General features: G+C 42.7%; 19 protein-coding genes. 12 read left to right on the top strand and 7 right to left on the bottom strand.

Going from position 1 to position 18,219, the window contains the following annotated elements; all coding sequences use genetic code 11:
* Positions 1-76 precede the first annotated feature (76 nt).
* A complete protein-coding gene (locus tag AC0VZ9_RS24075) occupies positions 77-3,205 on the top strand; it encodes an MMPL family transporter (protein ID WP_475396798.1) in 3,129 nt (1,042 codons plus the stop codon).
* Between the two features lie 109 nt (positions 3,206-3,314).
* Here the strand turns inward: AC0VZ9_RS24075 and AC0VZ9_RS24070 are convergent, their stop codons facing one another.
* Entirely contained in the window at positions 3,315-4,031 is a 717-nt protein-coding gene (locus AC0VZ9_RS24070; protein ID WP_009331790.1) for a 3-ketoacyl-ACP reductase, read from the bottom strand.
* Between the two features lie 141 nt (positions 4,032-4,172).
* Between AC0VZ9_RS24070 and AC0VZ9_RS24065 the strand changes: the two genes are divergently transcribed.
* On the top strand, positions 4,173-5,180 hold the full coding sequence (locus tag AC0VZ9_RS24065) for an LLM class flavin-dependent oxidoreductase (protein ID WP_475396797.1): 1,008 nt from the start codon (positions 4,173-4,175) through the stop codon (positions 5,178-5,180).
* A gap of 229 nt (positions 5,181-5,409) precedes the next feature.
* Here AC0VZ9_RS24065 and AC0VZ9_RS24060 read toward each other — a convergent pair whose 3' ends face one another.
* Together AC0VZ9_RS24060 and liaG are read right to left on the bottom strand one after the other, a co-directional pair.
* On the bottom strand, positions 5,410-6,102 hold the full coding sequence (locus AC0VZ9_RS24060; RefSeq protein WP_251264569.1) for a C39 family peptidase: 693 nt from the start codon (positions 6,100-6,102) through the stop codon (positions 5,410-5,412).
* 127 nt (positions 6,103-6,229) lie between these two features.
* Positions 6,230-7,084: a LiaG family protein gene (gene liaG, locus AC0VZ9_RS24055; protein ID WP_009331787.1), complete on the bottom strand. Its 855-nt coding sequence runs from the start codon at positions 7,082-7,084 to the stop codon at positions 6,230-6,232.
* Between the two features lie 268 nt (positions 7,085-7,352).
* On the opposite strand from liaG, the gene AC0VZ9_RS24050 reads away from it, so the two are divergent.
* From AC0VZ9_RS24050 to AC0VZ9_RS24030, 5 genes are all read left to right on the top strand, one after another.
* The gene (locus AC0VZ9_RS24050; protein WP_475396796.1) at positions 7,353-7,895 is read left to right on the top strand and encodes a GNAT family N-acetyltransferase; all 543 of its coding nucleotides are present in this window, start codon (positions 7,353-7,355) and stop codon (positions 7,893-7,895) included.
* A gap of 504 nt (positions 7,896-8,399) precedes the next feature.
* Complete coding sequence (locus tag AC0VZ9_RS24045) at positions 8,400-9,890, top strand: potassium/proton antiporter (protein ID WP_475396795.1); 1,491 nt, start codon at positions 8,400-8,402, stop codon at positions 9,888-9,890.
* 234 nt (positions 9,891-10,124) lie between these two features.
* Positions 10,125-10,316 carry a helix-turn-helix transcriptional regulator gene (locus AC0VZ9_RS24040; RefSeq protein WP_009331775.1) on the top strand — a complete coding sequence of 64 codons (192 nt, stop codon included), beginning with the start codon at positions 10,125-10,127 and terminating at the stop codon, positions 10,314-10,316.
* Positions 10,309-10,887, top strand: coding sequence for a peptide deformylase (gene def, locus AC0VZ9_RS24035; protein WP_475396794.1), 579 nt, complete (start codon positions 10,309-10,311; stop codon positions 10,885-10,887). Before AC0VZ9_RS24040 ends, def begins: the two co-directional genes overlap by 8 nt.
* Positions 10,888-10,990: 103 nt before the next feature.
* Positions 10,991-11,203, top strand: a complete 213-nt coding sequence (locus AC0VZ9_RS24030; RefSeq protein ID WP_251156277.1) for a hypothetical protein — start codon at positions 10,991-10,993, stop codon at positions 11,201-11,203.
* A gap of 252 nt (positions 11,204-11,455) precedes the next feature.
* Here AC0VZ9_RS24030 and AC0VZ9_RS24025 read toward each other — a convergent pair whose 3' ends face one another.
* Positions 11,456-11,587, bottom strand: coding sequence for a hypothetical protein (locus tag AC0VZ9_RS24025; protein WP_019383278.1), 132 nt, complete (start codon positions 11,585-11,587; stop codon positions 11,456-11,458).
* Between the two features lie 128 nt (positions 11,588-11,715).
* On the opposite strand from AC0VZ9_RS24025, the gene AC0VZ9_RS24020 reads away from it, so the two are divergent.
* The 5 genes from AC0VZ9_RS24020 (at position 11,716) to AC0VZ9_RS24000 (ending at position 15,792) form a co-directional block, all read left to right on the top strand.
* Entirely contained in the window at positions 11,716-12,543 is an 828-nt protein-coding gene (locus AC0VZ9_RS24020; RefSeq protein WP_009331772.1) for a DUF2935 domain-containing protein, read from the top strand.
* A gap of 106 nt (positions 12,544-12,649) precedes the next feature.
* Entirely contained in the window at positions 12,650-13,471 is an 822-nt protein-coding gene (locus AC0VZ9_RS24015; protein ID WP_258759426.1) for an amino acid ABC transporter substrate-binding protein, read from the top strand.
* Entirely contained in the window at positions 13,458-14,159 is a 702-nt protein-coding gene (locus AC0VZ9_RS24010) for an amino acid ABC transporter permease (RefSeq protein WP_192908973.1), read from the top strand. Before AC0VZ9_RS24015 ends, AC0VZ9_RS24010 begins: the two co-directional genes overlap by 14 nt.
* Before the next feature lie 18 nt (positions 14,160-14,177).
* Complete coding sequence (locus tag AC0VZ9_RS24005) at positions 14,178-14,912, top strand: amino acid ABC transporter ATP-binding protein (protein ID WP_009331769.1); 735 nt, start codon at positions 14,178-14,180, stop codon at positions 14,910-14,912.
* Between the two features lie 244 nt (positions 14,913-15,156).
* Positions 15,157-15,792: an adenine nucleotide alpha hydrolase family protein gene (locus tag AC0VZ9_RS24000; protein WP_009331766.1), complete on the top strand. Its 636-nt coding sequence runs from the start codon at positions 15,157-15,159 to the stop codon at positions 15,790-15,792.
* 31 nt (positions 15,793-15,823) lie between these two features.
* Here AC0VZ9_RS24000 and AC0VZ9_RS23995 read toward each other — a convergent pair whose 3' ends face one another.
* The 3 genes from AC0VZ9_RS23995 to spoIIP form a co-directional block, all read right to left on the bottom strand.
* Positions 15,824-16,570 carry a (S)-benzoin forming benzil reductase gene (locus AC0VZ9_RS23995; RefSeq protein ID WP_019383275.1) on the bottom strand — a complete coding sequence of 249 codons (747 nt, stop codon included), beginning with the start codon at positions 16,568-16,570 and terminating at the stop codon, positions 15,824-15,826.
* 67 nt (positions 16,571-16,637) lie between these two features.
* Positions 16,638-16,820: a hypothetical protein gene (locus AC0VZ9_RS23990; RefSeq protein WP_019383274.1), complete on the bottom strand. Its 183-nt coding sequence runs from the start codon at positions 16,818-16,820 to the stop codon at positions 16,638-16,640.
* A complete protein-coding gene (spoIIP, locus tag AC0VZ9_RS23985) occupies positions 16,807-17,940 on the bottom strand; it encodes a stage II sporulation protein P (RefSeq protein WP_071156654.1) in 1,134 nt (377 codons plus the stop codon). Before spoIIP ends, AC0VZ9_RS23990 begins: the two co-directional genes overlap by 14 nt.
* Between the last annotated feature and the right edge of the window lie 279 nt (positions 17,941-18,219).

Below are 18,219 nucleotides of genomic sequence, written 5' to 3'. Positions count from 1 at the left end.
TAACAATCAGTGGGGGGAGAGAACCCCCACTGATTGAAGTTTCACTTTATCAGAAAACAAAGCGGGGGATTAAAGAGTGTATTCAATTATTAAAAGAAAATGGCTTGTCATTGTCGTTTGGATCGCAGTGGTTGCCGGCTTGTTTATGGCAGCGCCAAACATGGCAGATCTGGTCCGTGACAAAGGGCAGATTACTGTGCCTGAAGAGTATTCATCCACACTTGCCGGGGATATCATGCAAGAAGTGCAGAAGCAGGAAGGCGGCGGGGATGAGACCCAGGTCGCACTTGTTTTTCATAATGATAAAAAGCTGACAGAAGAAGAAATCCAAGAAGCGGAGAAAGCTGTCCGAACGCTTGAAGAAAAAAGCGGCGAAATGGGAATTACGGAAATTCTTACCCACTTTAATGAAGAAAGCTTGAAAGATCAGCTTGTTTCAGAGGATGGCAAGTCCATTCTGACCTCTGTCAATGTAAGCTGGAACGACCGTGAGCCAGCTGAGCTGAGTGAAGAGCTTTACTCAGCTATTGATGATGCAAAGGTAGATCATTATTATACGAGTGAATGGCTGATCAATGAAGATCTCATGAACAGTTCGCAGGAAGGACTGAAAAAGACGGAAGGAATCACAGTCGTCTTTATTCTGGTTGTTTTGCTGCTGGTATTCCGATCAGTGGTTGCGCCCATTATCCCGCTGCTGACAGTTGGATTTACCTATCTTGCCTCACAATCCATTGTGGCATTTTTAGTGGATAGACTGGATTTTCCAATTTCAAACTATACTCAGATTTTCCTTGTGGCAATTCTGTTTGGGATTGGAACAGACTATTGTATCCTGCTGCTAAGCCGCTTTAAAGAAGAACTTTCCTACAATGAAAGCACAGCGGATGCCATTGTGGCAACATACCGGAATGCAGGCCGCACAGTATTTTTCAGCGGCTTGGCTGTTATGATTGGCTTTGCTGCAATTGGCTTCTCGCAATTTATTCTTTATCAGTCAGCAGCAGCTGTGGCCATTGGTGTAGCAATATTATTAATTGCTTTATTTACCATTGTGCCATTCTTTATGGCGGTGCTGGGGCAGAAAATTTTCTGGCCTTCGAAAAAGAGTGCCGAGCATGGAGAAAGCAAGCTATGGGGTACAGTCGGGCGATTCTCTCTTGCGCGTCCATTCGTGGCATTGCTTATAGTGGCAGCCGTTTGTGTGCCGTTCCTGGTGACATATGACGGAGAACTTTCTTACAACTCCCTTGAGGAAATCGGAGGAGATGTTAATTCCATTAAAGCGTTTAATGCCATTGCTGACAGCTTTGGGCCAGGAGAATCCATGCCAACGCAAATCGTCTTGAAAAACGATGAGGAAATGGATTCCGCAGAATATGTAGGCCTGGCTGAAAAAATCAGCCGAGAGGTTGAAAAAGTAAATCTGGTGGATACAGTCCGATCTGTCACAAGACCAACTGGAGAGCCAATCGAAGACTTCTTTGTTGCCAAACAAGCTGAGACTCTTGAAGAAGGCCTTGGAGAAGGTAAGGACGGATTAAATAAAATTTCAGACGGCTTAAATGAAGCAAGCAGCGAACTGTCCAAATCAGAGCCTGAGCTGCAGAATTCCACAAAAGGCATCAACGATTTGATCTCTGGCACCAATGAAATCAAGTCCGGACTTGGTGAAATTCAGACGAACCTTGCAAAAATTGAAGATGGAATTCGCCAGGGGTCTGTGGGTTCAGATCAAATTAAAGATGGCTTGGAAAAATCCAAGGCTGGTGCCGAAGAGCTTCTTGCCGGATACCAGAAGCTGCTAGTTGGATATCAGTCAGCGGAACAGTTAATTCCTTCACTAATTGCAGGTTATAAAGAAATCCAGACGAATGTAAATCAGCTATCGGATGGCATCAAACAGGCGAATGATGCACTGTTTGGCTATGTTGAAACAAATGACCCAGCATTGGCCCAAGATCCCCAGTACCAAGCTATTAAAGGTCAGGTTGCAGGCCTGCAGCAGCAGCTTCCAAAGGTTTCCGAAGGGATTAATGCTGCTAATGGTGGCTTAACAAAGCTGCAGACTGGCTTGGCCGAAGCGAATAGAAACTTTGGAACTGCCATATCGGGCCAAAAAGAATTAGCTGCAGGCCTTCAGCAGCTAATCGACGGAATCGAAGCCCAGCAGGCTGGCCTCAATCAGCTTGCTGACGGGCAGGGGCAAATCGTCGATAATTTTCCGAAGCTGACAAATGGTTTAGCAGGAATCAATGGCGGGCAGGAACAGCTGCTCGCAGGATTCAGCGGTCTTGGCGGACAAATCAGCCAGCTGACAGATGGTCTTGGCCAGAGTGCAGATGGGCTGGAACAGGTGTCTGAAGGTCTCGGTTCGGCACAGGATTATCTGGCAGGTCTATCAAATTCGGAAAATATGGATGGTTTCTATCTGCCGCCTGAAGTTCTGGAGGATGAAGAGTTTGCCCAGGTGTTTGATGTCTATTTGTCGGAGGACCGAAAAGTCATGACAATGGATGTAGTGCTAGAAGCAAATCCTTATTCCAACGAAGCCATTAACCAGGTGGATGAAATTAAAGAAGCGGTGGAAAGAGCGACAAAAGGGACCAAGCTTGAAAATGCGGTTGTCGCAGTAGGAGGGATAACAAGTACGAATGCTGATTTGAGCACGATGTCAGATCAGGATTATTCCCGTACAGTTGTATTGATGCTGCTTGGTATTTCGATTATTCTTGTGTTCCTTTTCAGGTCTATTATCATGCCAATCTATTTAATTGGTTCATTGATTTTGACCTACTATACAAGTATGGCAATGAATGAAGCGATTTTTGTAAACCTGCTTGGATATTCGGGCATCAGCTGGGCGGTTCCATTCTTTGCATTCGTTATTTTGGTCGCACTTGGCGTTGATTATAGCATTTTCTTAATGGACCGCTTTAATGAATATCGTGACCTTTCAATTGCAGATGCAATGCTGTTGTCCATGAAAAAGATGGGCACAGTTATTATCTCAGCTGCTGTTATCCTTGGCGGAACATTCGCGGCCATGATGCCATCCGGGATGCTGTCGCTATTGCAGATCGCGTCTATCGTTCTGGTCGGATTAATGCTTTATGCACTGGTAGTGCTGCCGTTGTTTATTCCGGTTATGGTCAAGAACTTCGGCCAGGCAAACTGGTGGCCGTTTAAAAGAAGTGCAAATTAATGTATGTCGAGACTGTCTTTAAGGCAGTCTATTTTTGATGGAGAAAGAGTTTAATTCAAAAAGAAAAATAAAGCCCCAATCATAAAGCGATAGGGGCTCCTCCAAAATCTTACGGATTTGTCGACCACATGCCTGCTGTCTTCACAAACACCCGAGGGTTCAATTTCAGCTGTGCTACCATGAATTCTGCGAGGTCTTCCGGCTGCATAACCTTTTCCGGGTTGCCGTCTGTCAGGTTTGTTTCAATCGCAAGATCAGTGGCAACCGTGCTTGGAGTCAATGCGCTAACTCGAATATTATGCTTTCGAACCTCAAGCATCAGGGATTCTGTTAAGCCTAAAACGGCAAATTTGGATGCGCTGTATGCACTAGTGACAGGTGCGCCTTTTTGGCCGGCTGTGGATGCAATGTTGATAATGTCTCCGGACTTCTGTTCGATCATTTCAGGAAGAACGGCTCTTGTAACATTATAAACACCCATCAAGTTGACCTGGATGATGCTTTCCCACTCATCAGGAGATAGCTCCAGGAATCCTCCAAACTTGGCAATTCCGGCATTGTTGATCAGGATATCCACAGAGCCAAGGTCTGACTTAATATGCTCGACTGCATGAGTAACGGCTTCAAGGTCGGCAACATCGGCTGCAGCAGCAGATACATTCACATCGTACTGGCTAAGTTCATCCGCCATTTTTTCAAGATTTTCAATCGTGCGGCCAAGCAAACCAATATTGACGCCTTCTTTCGCAAGCGCGATAGCTGCTGCACGCCCGATCCCTCTGCCTGCTCCTGTGATTAGAGCTGTTTTGCCTTTTAATGTATGCATCGTTTTTCCTCCTTAAAAAAAATCATTCATATACTACCAGAAAGGCTGTAAATTTCCTAATAAATCGCTTGCGCAGCCGGGACATTTGAGGAAACTGCATCCCTTGTGATAAGATCATCTTCAATAAAAGGGGGAGTTCTAATGAAGCTCAGTGTTTTGGATCAATCTGTCGTGGCAAAAGGGGATACTGCAGCTGAAGCTTTTCGTAAAACAGTCAAGCTTGCCCAAGTGGCAGAAGAGCTTGGCTACACCCGTTTTTGGGTGGCTGAGCATCATAATTCGAATGGAATGGCTGGCTCCTCACCGGAAATTCTTATCTCCCATATTGCATCAAGCACCAGCCGCATTAAGGTCGGTTCAGGCGGAATCCTTCTGCCGCAATACAGCCCTTATAAAATTGCCGAAAATTTTAATGTGCTCCAAACTCTATTTCCAGGACGAATTGATCTGGGCATTGGAAGGTCTCCCGGAGGATCCGCATCCACCCGGCTTGCCCTGACAGATGGAGTAAGGAAAAGTCTGAATGAGTTTCCGAGACAGCTTAGGGATTTGCTGGGATTTTTGAACAAAGAGCTTCCAGAAGGCCATCCTTATCAGCAAGTGAAAGCTTTTCCGCAGGCTGAAGATCCTGCATTATTATGGCTTCTTGGAATCACGCATCGCGGAGCAAGACTGGCAGCAGAACATGGAGCTGCCTTTACGTATGGCCACTTTATCAATCCTGCCAATGGAAAGAGAGCAATGGATACATATTTCAGCCAATTCCAGCCTTCAGCAGCTTTGTCTGAGCCGAAAGCAAATGTGTGTATTTTTGTTGTATGCGCTGAGACACAGGAAGAGGCCGAGAAGCTGGCTTTGAGCCAGGATCTGTGGCTTCTGGCAGTTGAAAAAGGGAGAGATACGAGATTAATCCCAAGCATAGAAGCTGAAGGTATCCAGCTCACACATGTGGAAAAAGGAAAAATTACTGAAAACCGCCAACGGATGTTAGTTGGTACCCCAGCAAAAATAAAAGAGGAATTGAAGCTGCTCAGCGAAATCTACGGAACAGATGAGTTTATGGTCATTACCAATATTCATGGCTTTCAAGACAAGCTAAATTCTTACAAACTGCTGGCCGAAGCTTTCGGCTTAGTTAAAAATTTGTAATTCACAAATCATCCGCGGATTGAGGATGATTTTTATTTTAGAGCTTCCCATATTTCAAAATGTGCATAACTAATTCATTGACTTTTTCAATTTTTCAGAAGTATCCACAATATAAGGTGTTTTTTGTCCGATTCATCCACATTAAGTGGATAATCCAAGGAAATAATAGAGTTATCCACATAGGTGATCTTGATCGAGACAAAAAATTATCCCCATACATTCGCGATTTTTATTTATCCACATAAGTGATTGCCTGTCTTCCCATCTGTTCCCATCCGGCAATGAACTTGTCCTTTTGGTATTGGGTATTTTTCTCCTTAAGCGGATCGTTTGCATAGATATGATCTTCATCATAGCCTGTGACTAATACAGCATGCATTCGGTAGGTTATTTTGACCGGGCCATCTTTAGTTTCCCAGGTTTCCCATTCTGAATCAGGCAATACGTCGTAAGTGCTGGTGATGATCACCCAGACTGGTCTCCCGTCATCAAGCTGCTCGATTACTTTGTCGAACCCGCTGCCTGTCAGGTCTTCAATTTTTCCGGGCAAATGGCTTTCAGCCAGTTCTGCAACGGGTTCATGGTAGGCACCGAGTCCAGGTTCATCCAATGTCTGCATATTGCCAACAAAGCCTTTATGAATGTTTCCCCTATAGCCATCCATTTCGAAAGGAACACGGTTTATTTTTTCGGCTAATTCCATTTTACTGGTCTCTTCTCCTGCATGATTCAGGAGCATGGCAAGGCTGGTTACTTCACATCCTCTTTCAAGCTCAGGCTTTTGCGAATAATGAGGGGCATCAATTAACACTTTGCCGTCCTCCTGCTCTGCGGATTCAGTTTCACTTTCCTGGCCGGGAATCCAGGATGGTGAAGAGCAGCCTGACAGCAGAATGGATGCCAGTAAAATAGCTTTCTTCAAGATTCACACTCCTTTGTGAGATTTCGCTTGTCAAAATAATGGTATAAGACTATTTCCCCATGCTGTCGAGTCTTAATCCTCATTCAGCATTAAAAAAAGCCCGGTTTCCCGGACTTCAATGCAGCAGTTAATTAATTTCAGCTTTTCCGCTGGAGACAGAGATACGGATGTCATGTTCTCCAGATCCATGTTTGCCGGAAATATCATTTTTATCGCGTTTCTCATCATCCAATTCAATATTGCTGCTGATATGGCCGCTGCTTGCTTTGCCCTTTAAGGTGAAGCCCGCATCATCAGGCAAATCAAGACGGACAAAGCCTGAACTTGCTTCCACTTTAATTGAGTCAATCAGTTTGCCGACCATTATATCCAGCTGTCCCGACGATACTCCGGCATCAAGCTTGCCCTGGTAGTTGCGGATCTTTACTTTGCCGGAACTCATATCTATTTCTCCTGCACGGGTAGTTATATGATCTGCTTCCATCATCCCTGATGAACCTTCATGCTCAAATTCATCAGTCTTAATGTTGGCAAGGCTGACTTTGCCGGAGCTCATATGAACATCCAGACTCTCAAGCTCGAAAGGCTTGCTTTTAGATTCACCGGCAAAATTCAGACGGCCAGAACCAATGTCAATTGACATGGACTTATTGAAATCTTCAGGAATGTAAATCCTCAGATTGCTTTTATTATTGAAAAACTGAAAGCCGTCCAGCCATTTTCTTTTGTATTCTACACGAACTTCGTTTCCTGACTTATTTACGGTCACTTTCCCTTTACCGTCAAGCACTGCTCTAACATCATTTCTCTTTTCAGGAATAATGACTGTATCTGAACTTGATACATCTATGCTGATATGATCTGTCCTCTTGCTGAGAGAAGCTTCGGTACTGTTTCCTCCAGAACTGAGCCAGCTGTTTACGCCGGTAAAGAGCAAATAAGAACAGATTAAAATGATAAAAATGGCGAAAATCCTTTTCACTATGAACCCCTGCTTTCCTTCATAAATTTCTTAATTATATTTTATGTTAATCCCAATTCATGCACATTGAGCCCCAGCTTTAAATTCAGCTAAGACTTGAGGCGTACGGAATAAAGTAAAACGTTTTTTTGTCCCGGGGATGCGCAAACTTGAATGTATTCAGAGCAGCAAAAGTTCTAGAGAGAAGCTCCGCTTATTTTAACTTTCTAAAAAGAATTTTCTTTTTACTGCTAATATCTTATTATAAAAGGAAAAAACAGGAGAATCTATGAAAACCACTACTGTCAATGGAAAAACAATTAATGGGGGTATGCCTGAGGTATGCGATAAAAAACTGGCTGCTGCTGAGCTGAAAATGATTAAATCGGATTTAAAGATTGTACAGATCTCAAAAGATCACGAGACTGCTGCAAAAGAATTAATACTGAATGGATTCAAGGAACGCTTCGGATTTATTGACCATTCGTTAAATTCTGATTTGAATTACCTTACAGAAACATATAACGGTGAGGGTACCCTTTTTCTGGCTGGTTTGATTGAAAATGAATTGGTGTGTACGGGTGCAGTGACCAATGAAGGCAATGGGGAATGCAGGCTGCAGCGAATGTCTGTAAAAAAGGAATTCCGGGGTCAGGGCATTGCCAGTATGATGGTACGGCAACTGGAGGAACGCGCCAAAGCAGCCGGTTACAGAAAAGTTGTCCTCGAAACAAATATTGCCTGGAATAGTGCGGTAAACCTCTATAAATGCTGCGGATATAAGGAGTATAAACTGGAAGATGAGATGATTCATCTATCTAAAGAAATTTAGCGGATTTGCCTAATGGCAAGTCCGATTTTTATTAAAAGCATGCATATGAAGTGCAATGTTACATAATATATGTTATGATGTATTTATGTTACATTAAAAAAACGATAAAGACAGCGGAAGCGGCAAAAGATAATCTTATGCTGGAAACAAAGCTCGCGGCTCACTGTCACTTCTATTCTTACAGCAGCTCTTCACCATGCTAAAGATCCGTCATGAACTGTTGTCATCACTTCTCCGGGCATTACACTGGCTAACATTAAATTCTGCCTTTTTCGTAAAGAACACAAGTCATTCTTCACTTTAAAAGAAATTGTTCAAAAGCAAGGCAAATTCTCCGTTGTAAAAAAGTCACTTAAGTCTGAACAAACTGAGACTTAATTTTGCATGATATTGTCTCCTTTCATACAGCTTTACTGATTCATAAAAAGAATTCCTCAACAATAATAAAACATTTTTTATAATCTATATCCTTTAATTAAATCTAAATAAAGAAGGTGATTCGTATTGGCTGAATTTATTTGGCACACAGATGCACTTATCCTATTGGCTGCTATTCTGTTTATTACTGGAGTTATGACAACTAAATTTTCTGCACGGCTCGGCGTGCCTGCTCTTGTTCTCTTTATCGCGGTCGGGATGGGATTAGGGCAATTCATTTATTTTGATAATGCGAGAATTGCTCAGATGATTGGGGTTTTGGCCTTTATCATTATTTTGTTTGAAGGTGGACTGCAGACGAACTGGAAAACAGCTCGGACGGTCATTGCACCTTCCTTATCACTGGCAACCTTAGGTGTTGTGATTACCACTGGTCTTGTTGCTGTGGCGGCAAAGTTTATTCTTGGGGTGGATTGGACTGTCGCGGTGCTTTTTGGCGCGATTGTCGGATCGACTGATGCAGCTGCCGTTTTTGCTGTATTGAAAGGGCAAAATATAAAATCCAGGATTTCCGCAACATTGGAAGCCGAATCTGGCTCCAATGATCCCATGGCAGTATTCCTGACAGTTGCCATGATTGAATTAATCATGACTCCCGGCTCCGGCATTTTCTCGCTTGTTGGTTCCTTCTTTATCCAAATGGGAGTGGGAGCAATAGCCGGTCTCCTGTTTGGCAAATTCGCAATATGGTCATTGAATAAAATTAACTTGGATTCAAGCGGGCTTTATCCTGTGTTTGCAACAGGATTTGCCATGCTGACATATGGAATAACAGCTTATCTGGGAGGCAGCGGCCTTCTTGCTGTATATGTGGCGGGTATTATGATAGGAAACGCAGACATTGCCTATCGCCACTCTGTTTTCCGTTTTACAGAAGGGTTTGCCTGGATGATGCAAATTGCGATGTTCGTTATTTTGGGTCTCCTGGTCTTCCCGAATGAGCTTTTCCAATCTGACATTTTGCTAAAAGGCCTGGCTCTTTCAGCTCTTCTTATATTTGTTGCCAGACCTGCTGCTGTGTTCTTAACCACCATCAAGATGGGCTTCTCAATGAAGGAATTGATCTTCTTATCTTGGGCAGGATTAAAAGGAGCTGTGCCAATCGTGCTGGCCACTTTCCCGCTGTTATCTGGTGTGGAAGGAAGTCACGAAATTTTCAATGTTGTCTTCTTCGTTGTTCTGACAAGCGCTCTTATCCAGGGGTCAACGATTACATTGTTAGCCGAAAAGCTCGGTCTTACTGGGCCTGAGAAGGCTACTCCCATGCATTCCCTGGAATTGGTTTCCCTTGGAAAAGCAGATGCTGAAATGATTGAATTCGAAATAGAAGATGATGCATTCATTATCGGGCAAAATCTGATGGAGATCCCGTTTCCTGAAGGCGCACTGGTCAATGCAATCATTCGTAAAGATGAGTTAATTACTCCAACAGGCAACACCCAAATTGAGCAGGGAGATTTTCTTTACATCCTTACTAAGAGAAAATATAAAAGAGAGCTCAAGCTGCTGCTGAAAAAGAAAAAAACAGCTGAAACTCTGGTAGAAGCAGAGGCGTAGTCAAATAAGGAACTAGTGTGGAGAAAGATCTGCACTGGTTTTTTTGCAATTTCACGGATATTTGTGTTTTTTCGCGGATAAACCAAGTAAAATAGCGGATAAAATCAAAATATCGCGATTATCTTCTGTTTTTCGCGAAAAATTTTCATGCGCATCAACTAATGTCCAAAGTATTGGACATCCTGCCGCCTGAAATGCTACCATAATAATAGTTTCAGCCCAAAAGGTGATAGGATGAAAAATAAAATAAAGGAAATACGAAAAAAGCTGGGAATAACACAGAAAAGGCTCGCTCAAGAATGCAGTGTGGCCAGGCAGACAATCAATTGCATAGAAAATAATAAATATGATCCCACACTGGAGCTCGCTTTTAAAATTTCCAAAACATTAAAAGTAAAGGTAGATGAATTGTTTATTTATGAGTAAATTTAATGCTGATATGATCATTACTATGAAAGATATTGTGCGGGAAGGGGATCCGATCCTGCGGGAGGTAACAAAAGAAGTCACAGTGCCTTTGACTGAAGAAGATCGCGGAACGCTGATTGCGATGATGCAATATTTGAAGAACAGCCAGGATCCTGCCATTGCAAAGAAATATGGCTTACGTCCGGGCATTGGGCTATCTGCCAACCAAATCGGCCTTAACAAACGCATGTTTACCGCCTATTTTACCAATGCAAAAGCTGAGCCTCAGGAGTATTTCGTAATTAACCCGAAAATCATCAGCCACTCTGTCGGTGTCATTTTCCTGCCTGAGGGAGAGGGCTGCCTGTCAGTAGACCGTGACGTAAAAGGGTATGTGCCCCGTTATGAGCGCATTAAGGTAAAAGCCCATAATCTTGAAGGCGAAGAAGTGACACTCCGATTCAAGGGGATTCCGGCCATCATTATGCAGCATGAAATCGACCATCTGAACGGAATAATGTTTTATGATCGAATTAATAGAAATGATCCGTTCAGAGTTCCGGAAAACTCGGTTATGGAGAACTTTTAGAAGCATAGACCATGGGTTTATGCTTTTTGTTTTGTGGGAACAGGATGTGGTAAATAATTTATAACCGATTATAACAAACTATAACAAAAGGAGGATTAGGCAAATGGATGATAAAACTGCTGAAACCAATATCAAGCTTAATGAAAAGCTTGAGGATCAGACTGTTCACTCCCAAATGAACAGCAAGACAGAAACAGAGGATGCTAATCTAAAATTGCAAGAAGCTATGAATAATCGTGATGGGACACAAAACATGGCTCCAACCTATCTTTATAACAACACGCCTGCAATTAAAATTTCAGGAGATGACGAATAGAAACCGGCTTCGATAAGGAAGCCGGTTTTCTCTTAAAAGATTAAAAGTATAACTTTGAACTTCGATAACTGTCTAGCTCCAGGCGCCATAGGCTCTCGGGTCTAAGCCAATCCGTCCAAAAGGTTAAAGAACAACCTTTCAGCCGGCTTGTCTTATGCTTGAGGCCCGCAGGATGCGGGTCATGCAGACGTTGCCACAGGACGTGGCGGTTTTAGTCTGCGTTCCTAGATAGGCGGGCGCCTTGCGCTTTTCTTAATCCAAATCAGTCTTATCCTTTTGATCTTTATTCCTCTTATTGCCCTTGCTGTTATCTCCGCTGATGGCTGATTGATTTCCTCTTGGTGAGTTTTGATTATTACTGCCTTTATTGAACTTTTTTGTCATAGCGATTCTCCTTTCTTATAAATGCTTCCTTATTTTTTCTAAAGCGCCCCTTTTTTATCCGGACCGGCCTTCATCTTTCCTTTATGAATGGCATATACATCTAAAAGGATTATAATGGGGGGATCTAAATGAATGAGATAGGATTGACACCTTGGGAGGAGCATGCCTTTTGGCTGGAGATTCTTGAAGACCATGCAATTTTTGTCAGGGACAATCTTTCTCCAACAGAAAGCAAGTATGTAAAAAGAGCGGATGAATACAGACAAGCCTTCCGTAACCTTAGAAATAGGCTTAATCAGTTATCTCCATCTTCAGAAGCAAACACACAGGGGGCAATCGCCATGGCCATGGAGATATGGCCAATTGCAAACGGCTATTTTCAATTTGAAGGAAAGCTTCAGAATCTGAGAATCAATAATTTAATCAATCTTAATCTCTCGCCAACATATTTTAACGGCACATTAAGTGAAAATGAGGAATATCTGCGCTTGCTGTCCTATTATGTAAAAGGGCTTATACCACAGCCGCAATCCCTATTTGATTTGCTGGATTTGTGGCTTGAGGATCAGCTGGGGCACATCATTCTTCTGAGAAATTCAATCGATCCCATTGAGGTATTTGTAAATGAACAGGCAGAAATTTATACCCGGATTTTTCAGGGTTTCCTGGTGCAGAACCGACATATGAAAGGATATCTCCGGTTTACGCAGCCAGGATTTCCGCGGCAGCAGGAAATGGCCAGGGATGTAGGGCTGGCTGTGATTGAAATGAATGAATACATTAAGGGGATAGTCCAGAAATACGCCGGCAAAAGGATTCTCAATAAGACAACCCTGAGGTTTCTCGAACATCATTTCCCTGAAGCCTGCTATTTAATTAAAAAGCTCAGCTACTATGCACCTGAACTTGCGGAAGAAGCTTCTAAATGTTCTTTGAAAAAACCATCTTATACTTAGTATCCTAAGCCTTCTTTTAGAAAGAGGGTTTTTTTCTTTGACCTCCTATAAACTAAGCACTTTAGGAAAAGATAAAATAAAATCATTTCTCAAACAGGAGGCAAACATGAAAAAGACTCTTTTTACTGCTGTTCTAATCTGTTTTGTTTTAATCATTTCAGGGTGCGGAACGAATAAAGCAAACCCGGACAATCAGGATCAGCCTGCGTCAGAAGAGCAGGAGCAGGACTTATGGAAAAAGGTCCAGGATGAGGGGAAGCTGCTAATTGGAACGGAAGGCACTTATCCGCCATTCACGTTCCATGACGATAAAGGCGAGCTTACCGGTTTTGATGTGGAAATCTCAAAGGAAGTGGCCAAAAGGCTTGGTTTAAAGCCGGAATTTCTGGAAACACAATGGGATGCCATGTTCGCCGGATTGGATTCAAAACGATTCGATATGATTGCAAACCAGGTGGGGATTCGACCTGATCGCCAGGAGAAATATGATTTCTCGGATCCCTACATTTCTTCTGCAGCTGTTTTGATTACTCATGAATCAAATGAATCAGTTTCAAGCTTTGAAGACATAGAGGGTTTGAAAGCCGCACAGTCCATGACAAGCAATTATGCTGATCTGGCAAAGTCTTATGGAGCAGAAATTGTAGGAGTAGACGGATTTAACCAGGCGATTGAGCTGATTAATTCAAAGCGAGCAGATGTTACACTCAACGATAATTTGTCTTTTTTGGACTTTAAAAAACATAAGCCTGATGCTCCAGTCAAAATCGCGGATGAATCCGAAGATGCTTCCCAAAGCGGCCTAATGTTCAGGAAGGGGAGCGATACATTGGTTGATGAGGTTAATAAAGCTTTGACCGAAATGGTGGAGGATGGCACTTACTTGAAAATTTCGGAAAAATGGTTTGGCGAAGATGTACTTAAGTAGTATTTTTGCCAACCCGGAAAGGGTCGAAAGACTTATAGAGATTGGGAAGAATTCATTCCAGCCATTGCTGGAGGGGGCCATTGTTTATACCATCCCTTTAACATTGATTTCATTTATATTTGGGCTGGCATTGGCAATATTTACGGCACTTGCACGCATTTCGGGTAATAAGGCACTAGAGACGATAGCGGGAATATATGTATCAGCAATAAGGGGCACGCCGCTTCTTGTGCAGCTGTTCATCATTTTTTACGGGCTCCCGACGATTGGTGTCATTATTGATCCTTTCCCTTCGGCGATTATAGGATTTTCGCTGAATGTAGGGGCGTACTCCTCCGAAATTATCCGGGCAGCCATCCTTTCGATCCCAAAAGGACAATGGGAAGCGGGGTATTCCATTGGCATGTCTTATTCGCAGACGCTTAAGAGAATTATTCTTCCGCAGGCTTCCAGGGTATCGATACCGCCGCTATCCAATTCATTCATCAGCCTTGTAAAAGATACCTCTCTGGCTTCCATGATTTTGGTTACAGAGATGTTCCGAAGAGCACAGGAAATAGCTGCAACCAATTATGAATTTTTACTTCTCTATACACAGGCTGCCTTCATATATTGGGTGATTTGCTTTATGCTCTCGATCTTGCAGGGGAGGCTTGAACACCGTCTGGACAGATATATTTCTTCATGAAAAGAGGCAGTGCTATAGATGATTAATATAAAGGATCTGCATAAGCAATTTGATCAGCTGAAAGTACTGAAAGGAATTAATTTGGAAGTGAAAACAGGGCAAGTGGTTGTAGTGATTGGGCCATCCGGCTCCGGAAAAACAACCTTGCTGCGGTGCATAAATGTGCTGGAGCAGCCTACTTCAGGACTGCTTGCCATTGGCGATCAAGTCCTCGACTTTTCTCAGCAGGTCTCGAAAAGGCAAATTCCTCCCTTCAGGCGCCTTACAGGAATGGTTTTTCAGAACTATAACTTATTTCCGCATATGACTGCACTGGAAAATGTCATGGAAGGGCCGGTTACAGTTAAAGGCGAATCAAAGGAAACTGCAAAGGAAAAGGGGGAACTGCTTTTAAGAAAAGTTGGTTTAGCGGATAAAGCCGGCTATTATCCTTACCAGCTTTCAGGGGGCCAGCAGCAGCGGGTTGGGATTGCTAGGGCTCTTGCTATGGAGCCAAAGGTTATGCTTTTCGATGAACCTACTTCGGCACTGGACCCTGAACTTGTTGGAGAAGTGCTGAAGGTGATGAGGGACCTGGCCGCTGAAGGAATGACAATGGTGATCGTTACTCATGAGATGAGATTTGCCAGGGAAGCAGCGGATGAAGTCATTTTCATGGACGGCGGTATTATAATAGAACGCGGCAAGCCTGAACAGATATTTTCCAGTCCAAAAGAAGCGCGCACCAGCCAATTCCTGAATTTAATTCAATAAAAAGACCTCTGCATACTGGCAGAGGTCAATTTTTATCAAAAAAAATGCTTCCTTAACAGGAAGCGGAAAAAAAGGGGGATTTACACTTGTAGGATTAGTATGCCCGGGCAGAGATATTCTTATTCATATTTTCTAAAAATTATTAATTGATTTTAACACATTCTCATGGAGCCCTTTTGCCGCGGGGTTTATTCCATGGTATTCGTGCTATACTGAATATAGAATCCGTGGGAGAGGTGTAAAAATGAAGGAAAATATTCTAATATGTGTAAGCAATCCCAATCATGCGGAGATACTGGCCCATAGAGGCAAAAAACTGAAGGAAGCATTTCAGGGGGATGGCTATATTCTCTACGTGGAAAACCGGAAGCAGGAAGAGCTTGACTTTAACGAGCTTCAGACAAAATATTTGTTCGAAAGTTTGGCAGAGAAATACGGGCTAAATATGCTCTCCAAGTATGCTGAGGGCAAAAAAGTCGCCAGGGTGATAGCTGATGTGGTACAGGAGCATAAAATTACCCAGATTATCCTTGGGCAGGCTGTTCAAACCAAGCTGGAGCGGATGGTAAAGCATTCGCTGATCAATGATTTATTCCAGCTGCTTGAAGGGGTGGACATACATGTCGTTGAAGTTTCAAGAAAGGTTCATGATCCCTCTGACGACTGGGATAAAGGGCTCCCGGCCCAGATAGTCAAAAAAGGCTCCGATTATCACCTGATCATTGGGGAAGATCAGGAAAATGGAATAAAGGGCATCTTCTTTAAAGAATTATCCTCCGACTTCTCGAACGGTTTTTTTGTTATACAAAAAGATAATAATCATGAAGTGCTCCGTATTCACCATGGTGTTGTAGATAGTAATATATTGGGAGATAAATAAGCCGGCTCATTTAGCCGGCTTTTGTTGCCTTTTAGATTAAGTCATTTACATAATAAACTTTTCCGCTCTCAATTTCCTTCTGGAGCAGCAAATCGACTAGTGCATTAGCCACAGTTTCCGTATCCCGCAGCATTCCTTTCTCCTTGTATGCCTGGAATTTCTCAAGATCATGAAATGCTTCCTTCGCTGAAGAACGTATGGTTCCCTGCATAGCGGTATCCATAACACCGGGACTAAAGGCAATAACCTTATGGCTGCTGCCTGCTGTCTGCAATTCCAATGCTGCTGTTTCCGTGAACATATTTATCCCGGCTTTAGTGCTGCAGTAAGCACTCCACCCCTGTATGGGCCTTTCAGCAGCACCTGAAGTAATGTTGACAATGGTCATTTCACTTGAAACCTCACGCATCAGGATGTTGGAAATCATAATAGGAGCAATCAGATTAACGTGGGCATTTTGAATTAATGCCGCATGATCAAGATTTCCGGCTGTTCCAATGGGGTCTATGACCCCTGCGTTGTTAAATACATATAGGGTTTCCGGCTGTTTTTCCTGCAATAGTGCTGTCAGTTCGCTGAAAGCAGATTCAAGCTCATCCGGTGAGGAGAGATTGCAGAAATATTGCGCAAAAAAAACTTGATTCTCTGCAGCAAGTTTTGCCAACTCAGGGTTTTCAGTCCTTGATACAGATATGATGCCAGTTCCTTCTGTTATCATTCTCTTGGCGATGGAAGCTCCTAAACCTTTGGATGCACCTGTTATGATAGCTAATTTCACTTTGATCACTCCTATTTCCTGTTTCATTATCTTCTATTAAAACAGAAAATAATCATTTTTTCTTTTATCAGCCATTATGGTCCTTTCTGAATGCCATCATTTCATCTTCTATTAAATTGATGATTGAGAGGATAATTCCTGAAAACAGGCAGGAAACCGTAATAGTGCTTATGCCAAACAGAAGGTAAAGAATAAACGTGATGAAAAAAGTAAACAGCAGACAATAATGGCAAGCTTTAATTTTCCGCATTGACTGGCTCTGCCTTCCAATAATAATCACTAAATACATCAGCAAATGCTTTTATGGAGTTATTTAGTTCATCCAGATTGTTTTCCACACCTCCGAATTCCAGCAAAAGGGCCCGCTCGGAAAGATCCTGGTTGTAAATGCCGTTGCCTTCACTTTTTCCTTTAACAAATACTCCTCTGCTTATTCCTTTATATTTTGCTTCCAGCGCTTTATGGAGCTCGGTAGCCACTTTTAAATTCTGTTCATAGTTTTTGTGCTCTTTGCCGACGACAAAAAATAGTCGCGCGTATGGTTCCTGGCCAATTACTGCGGTTGTTTTCCCTCGGGGCAGCGAATCCCTATGGATATCAATTAGGAATTTAACATCCTTATTCTCTGTCATGGCGGATTGTACAGTCTCTCTGGACATGGCATAGGAATTTTCCCAGTTCCAGCCCTTCTTTTTCAGTTCTGCGGCAATATTGGTTTTATCATGCTCAGCACCTATGCCTTTTCTCGCCAGCTCTTCACTAAGCTTTTTCCCGACAGCAATTACATTCACCTGCTCATTTGGACTAACGGCCTCATCTGTATCCGTTACATCTTTTAAAAGCGGAGCGAACGATTCCCAGCTGTGGGAATGGTAAATAAGGACCCCTTTCTTGTCCGGAATAACTGGAGGAGCCGTATTTTCTTCATTTTGACCGTCATTCATAGCAAGTTCTTTTTCTTTTAAAAGGACTTCAAGGGGAGGGGCAGATTCCACTGGCAGGTTGGTAAAGTCGGTACCCTCTCCGGCAACAGCAATACCGGTGTCAAAGATTGAAAAACCAGGCAGCTCCCGGCCAAGGAATGTTCTGATATCCTTCGGCTGTGTGTTGGTTGCCAGCTTAAAAAGGGTTCCGGATAGGGAGTAGCTTTCAGCAGGAACATCCTTGTGAAAATAATGGTTTTCAGCTTTCAAAAAGTGAATGAAGAGCTGGTCGGCTTTAATGTCCTTAAGCAGCACATTCATATGTGATGAAGAGAAGGCAGCCGGATAAAGCGTAACAATTCCAGCGATCGCGACTACTGCACAAATACTGAAAAGCCAGCTGTTTATATAAAAGAAAATAGAATGGATTGTTAATTTAGAATTCATATAAATCCCTCCACTCTCTAAATATATGACGGATAAGCTGATTTAGAAGATGGGGGATTCCCTTAATATGAAAAGAGGCTGCAGAAGAGATCTCGAAAGAAGGGGGCAAAAAAGCGGTCCTGAATGATCTTGCGTCCATCTGGTATAAAACACATTATAAAAAGCAATCCTTTTTACTAAATCTCAAAAGGCCTGAAAAGGAGGGTCTTTTATTTTTTGAAAAAATTTCATTGTTTTATCACAATTGGCTTTTATATTGATAATATCAAAAGACAATAT

It is taken from the genome of Cytobacillus sp. QJM3NY_8 (assembly GCF_056173585.1).
Note: the sequence above shows the minus strand (reverse complement) of the source record. Positions and strands in the feature narration are given on the sequence as shown.

Coding starts and splice junctions, on each gene's coding strand:
- def (WP_475396794.1), top strand. CDS start 10,309: ATGAGTAAATTTAATGCTGATATGATCATTACTATGAAAGATATTGTG.
- AC0VZ9_RS24025 (WP_019383278.1), bottom strand. CDS start 11,587: ATGACAAAAAAGTTCAATAAAGGCAGTAATAATCAAAACTCACCAAGA.
- AC0VZ9_RS24030 (WP_251156277.1), top strand. CDS start 10,991: ATGGATGATAAAACTGCTGAAACCAATATCAAGCTTAATGAAAAGCTT.
- AC0VZ9_RS24005 (WP_009331769.1), top strand. CDS start 14,178: ATGATTAATATAAAGGATCTGCATAAGCAATTTGATCAGCTGAAAGTA.
- AC0VZ9_RS24040 (WP_009331775.1), top strand. CDS start 10,125: ATGAAAAATAAAATAAAGGAAATACGAAAAAAGCTGGGAATAACACAG.
- AC0VZ9_RS24070 (WP_009331790.1), bottom strand. CDS start 4,031: ATGCATACATTAAAAGGCAAAACAGCTCTAATCACAGGAGCAGGCAGA.
- AC0VZ9_RS23990 (WP_019383274.1), bottom strand. CDS start 16,820: ATGCGGAAAATTAAAGCTTGCCATTATTGTCTGCTGTTTACTTTTTTC.
- AC0VZ9_RS24010 (WP_192908973.1), top strand. CDS start 13,458: ATGTACTTAAGTAGTATTTTTGCCAACCCGGAAAGGGTCGAAAGACTT.
- AC0VZ9_RS24050 (WP_475396796.1), top strand. CDS start 7,353: ATGAAAACCACTACTGTCAATGGAAAAACAATTAATGGGGGTATGCCT.
- AC0VZ9_RS24000 (WP_009331766.1), top strand. CDS start 15,157: ATGAAGGAAAATATTCTAATATGTGTAAGCAATCCCAATCATGCGGAG.
- AC0VZ9_RS24065 (WP_475396797.1), top strand. CDS start 4,173: ATGAAGCTCAGTGTTTTGGATCAATCTGTCGTGGCAAAAGGGGATACT.
- AC0VZ9_RS24015 (WP_258759426.1), top strand. CDS start 12,650: ATGAAAAAGACTCTTTTTACTGCTGTTCTAATCTGTTTTGTTTTAATC.
- AC0VZ9_RS24020 (WP_009331772.1), top strand. CDS start 11,716: ATGAATGAGATAGGATTGACACCTTGGGAGGAGCATGCCTTTTGGCTG.
- spoIIP (WP_071156654.1), bottom strand. CDS start 17,940: ATGAATTCTAAATTAACAATCCATTCTATTTTCTTTTATATAAACAGC.